Annotated in this window: 1 protein-coding gene and 2 pseudogenes; 2 read left to right on the top strand and 1 reads right to left on the bottom strand. The window is 58.5% G+C overall.

Going from position 1 to position 3745, the window contains the following annotated elements; translation table 11 throughout:
• A pseudogene (locus AB7S84_RS16915) lies at window positions 1–1036 on the bottom strand (excinuclease ABC subunit UvrA); the annotation flags it as partial.
• A gap of 557 nt (window positions 1037–1593) precedes the next feature.
• Between AB7S84_RS16915 and AB7S84_RS16920 the strand changes: the two are divergent.
• Together AB7S84_RS16920 and AB7S84_RS16925 are read left to right on the top strand one after the other, a co-directional pair.
• Window positions 1594–2832, top strand: a complete 1239-nt coding sequence (locus AB7S84_RS16920; protein WP_020878395.1) for a CNNM domain-containing protein — start codon at window positions 1594–1596, stop codon at window positions 2830–2832.
• A gap of 681 nt (window positions 2833–3513) precedes the next feature.
• Window positions 3514–3745: pseudogene (locus AB7S84_RS16925) on the top strand (YedE family putative selenium transporter); the annotation flags it as partial.

Raw genomic sequence — 3745 nt, forward strand, 5'->3', positions numbered from 1 at the left:
TGAAATAGCCGCGCCAGGGAATGACGGCACCCTGCCGGATGGAGAGGGTCTTGTCCGGAACGATTTTTTCGGGGTCCATGGAAAGCTCGCTGCCGATGCCGTTGCAGTCCGGGCACATGCCCTGGGGGGAGTTGAACGAGAAGAGGGGCGGATCGAGCTCGGGATAGGCGATGCCGCAGCAGGAACGGGCTTCGCTCATCCTGAGATCCTCCCGACCCAGGACATGGACGACGAGCCGCCCCCGGCCCAGGCGCAGCGCCGTCTCCACCGAATCGGTCAGCCGCTTCCGGAAGGCCTCGTCGTCCTTGACCGAGAGCCGGTCCACCACCACCTCGATGGTGTGTTTCTTGTGCTTCTCCAGGCCCTGGATGTCCTCCAGATCCCGCACCACGCCGTTGACCCGGACCCGGGCGAACCCGTCGGCGGCCAGATCCTGAAAAATCTTCCGGTGCTCCCCCTTGCGGTTGTCGATCACCGGCGCGAGGATCAGAATTTTGGCTCCGGGCGGGATCTCCATGATCTGGTTCACCATGCTCTGGGCATCCCCCCGGCCGACGCGACTGCCGCACCGGTAACAGTACTGTTCGCCGATCCGGGCGAAGAGGACCCGGAGGTAATCGTAGATCTCGGTGATGGTGCCCACGGTGGAGCGGGGGTTCTTGCTCGCCGATTTCTGCTCGATGGAGATGGTGGGTGAAAGCCCCCGGATGGTGTCGTAGCGGGGTTTCTCCATCTGGCCGATGAACTGGCGGGCATAGGCGGAGAGGGACTCCACGTATCGGCGCTGGCCCTCGGCAAAGATGGTGTCGAAGGCGAGGCTCGACTTGCCCGAACCCGAGACCCCGGTGAAGACGATGAGCTTTTTCTTGGGCAGCTCCACGTCGATGTTCTTGAGATTGTGTTCCCGCGCGCCCTTGACGATGATGGCCTCCAGTTCCCCGGATGCCGGGAGAGGCTTGCGGCGTATGGAGAAAGGGGTCGGCCTTTCGGCCGGGGCTGGTGGGGCGGAAGGCGTGGACTTTAAGCTTTGTTTCATAATTACCTTTTGTGTCTCGGGACGTTATTGCTGATCATCGGACAAGGGATATAATGAGGGCTTTTTCGGATTTTTCAAGAGGGGGCGGCAAGAAGACCGGTCCGGAGGATCTTCCGGCGTCGCACCCCGGATTATTGTGGGAATAAGGGAGTTTTTGATGTTGACACGGCGTCTTCAACCTGATTTTGATCACCGTAGCGGATTCCGCCGATAAGGGCATCCGTTATCGCTCGACGCCGAAAACGGCATGCACCGTCAAAAATCTTTTGGGGTGCGGCATCAAAAAAACTACAGGTCTATCCGTTCCAATGGTATATAGAAAAGTTAATTTTCGACGTTCATGATGGTGGCCGGATGACACCGGCCCATCAAAGTCGGAAGTTGCGTTATGATAAGATGTTGACAACGTCGTAAACAAGGGAAAGGAGATCAAGGTGGATTTGGAGGATGGAAACGGCGACTCTGCTGATTTTCCAAGGCGTTCAGGGGCTGCAGTACCGCCGGAGGCGGGTTCAGGAAGTCTTCGCAAGTCTCATGAAGCTCGGAAAGGCGGCGGAATGAAGCGAATGCATTGCGGATACCTCCTGCCGGCGGGTGTTGCCGGCGTGGTGATCGGAGCCGGGGCGGTCATGGCGGCAAGCCCGGGAAGCGGGGATGTCGCCGGTGCTTCAAATACCCATATGGACGCTGTTCTTCTCGTGACCTATGTGCTGCTCGCTCTGTTCTTCTCCTTTCTCTGTTCGGTGGCGGAGGCGGTCCTGCTCAGCATCACGCCGTCTTACATCCTCGGACAGAAAGCGCGCAGACCAAGGCTTGCGGCCCTGCTCCGACGGTTGAAGCAGGACAGAATCGATCAGTCCCTGGCCGCCATTCTGACGTTGAACACCATCGCCCACACGGTCGGCGCCATCGGTGCCGGCGCCAAGGCCGCCGACGTCTTCGGCGCGGCATGGTTCGGTGTTTTCTCCGCCGTCATGACATTGATGATCCTGTTCCTCTCCGAGATCATTCCCAAGACCCTCGGTGCCGTTTACTGGCAGAGGCTGGCGGGGGTCACGGCGCTCTTCGTGAGGGCACTGATCTCGATTCTCTATCCCCTGATCTGGATATCGGAGGGGCTGACCCGTCTCATCGCCCGCCGGAAGGCGGTGCATGTGTTCAGCCGCGACGAGTTCATCGCTATGGCCGGCATCGGGGAGCAGATCGGACAGCTCGACAAACGCGAATCCCGGATCATCCGGAACCTGTTCCGGTTCGGCTCCCTCAAGGCCCGGGATATCATGACCCCGCGAACGGTGATGCAGGGTCTTCGCGAGAACATGACGGTCACGGAGGCCCTGGCGGCCGACGACGCCCTCCCGTTCTCGCGCCTGCCGATCTACCGGAAGGATCGCGACGACATCACCGGGTTTGTTCTGAAGGACGACATGCTGCTCTCAAAATTCCGGGGGCAGGGGGATGTCCGCCTGGAAAGCCTGAAGCGTGAGATCACGACCGTCCCCGACGATATGCCCCTCTCCGGCCTCCTGGAATATCTCCTCGACCATCGTCGCCACATCGCTCTCGTGGCCGACGCTTTTGGGGCCACCGTCGGGTTGGTGACCCTCGAGGACGTGGTGGAAACGCTCCTGGGCATGGAGATCGTCGACGAGATGGACCGGGTCGAGGACATGCAGGCGCTGGCCCGGCAGCAATGGGAAAAGCGGGCCCGTGCCCTGGGCCTGGAAGCCTACAACGCGCCGTCTATATCGCCGGACACCGACGATTCGTCGGACCCGGAGGACTCCCCGCTGTAAGGTCATGCCGCCATGCCGACGGCGGAGCGAAAGGGGCTGCTCAAATCCCCCCCTGAGCCCCCTCGCAATAAATTCGAATTCAATTTTCCACTTTCATGATGGTGAGACCGGATAGCACCGGCCTATGAAAGTCGAATGTCGAGTTTGAACTCTCCAAGCCGTTTCAACGCCCCTCTTCTGATTTTACACTGAAAAACGACATCAGCACCTGTCTGAGAGCGGTTCTCCCCGCCCCATAAGCGTTTTGATGCGCATCGTAAAATTCTATCGAACAGCCTTGAAGAATAGAATAAATCGATTAGAATCATTGGGAAAACAATGATATAAGAATTATATCGATAGCCATTATGAGATCAGGCGCCGGGTCGTTGAACAGGGTAACCATTGTTTTTCAACTGTCAGGGGCCGGTACCGAACCCATATCGGAGGATGAGCATGGATATGAAATTTATATTTGTGTGTCCGACGCGAAACGAGGTGTTTGAAAGCGCGGATTTCACAATATTGGATAACAGGGGCGTCATAACCGACGGGTCCGGGAACAGGGTTCTGGATGCAAAGGTGGCCCTCAACGGCCCCTGCCCCTTTTGCGGCGAAAAGCATGTGTATCACGCCGGTGAGTTATCCTGTCCGTTCGGTGAATAGCGTTTCTTGGTCAGCAAAGAAAGGATGAAGGGATCGATGGGGGGGAAAAATATTTTCGCAACGAAATGGGGCGTGATCGGGGTGGGGGCTGTTATCGGAATCCTGGCGCCCGTGCTGCAGAAACTGGGCAATCCCGGCAACATGGGGATTTGCGTGGCCTGCTTTGAACGCGACATGGCCGGCGCGCTCGGTCTTCATCGGGCGGCGGTGGTGCAGTACATTCGTCCCGAGATCATCGGTTTTGTCCTCGGCGCGATGGTCGCTGCCT

The organism is Desulfococcus sp., assembly GCF_050178255.1.
Taxonomy (GTDB): Bacteria; Desulfobacterota; Desulfobacteria; order Desulfobacterales; family Desulfococcaceae; genus Desulfococcus; species Desulfococcus multivorans.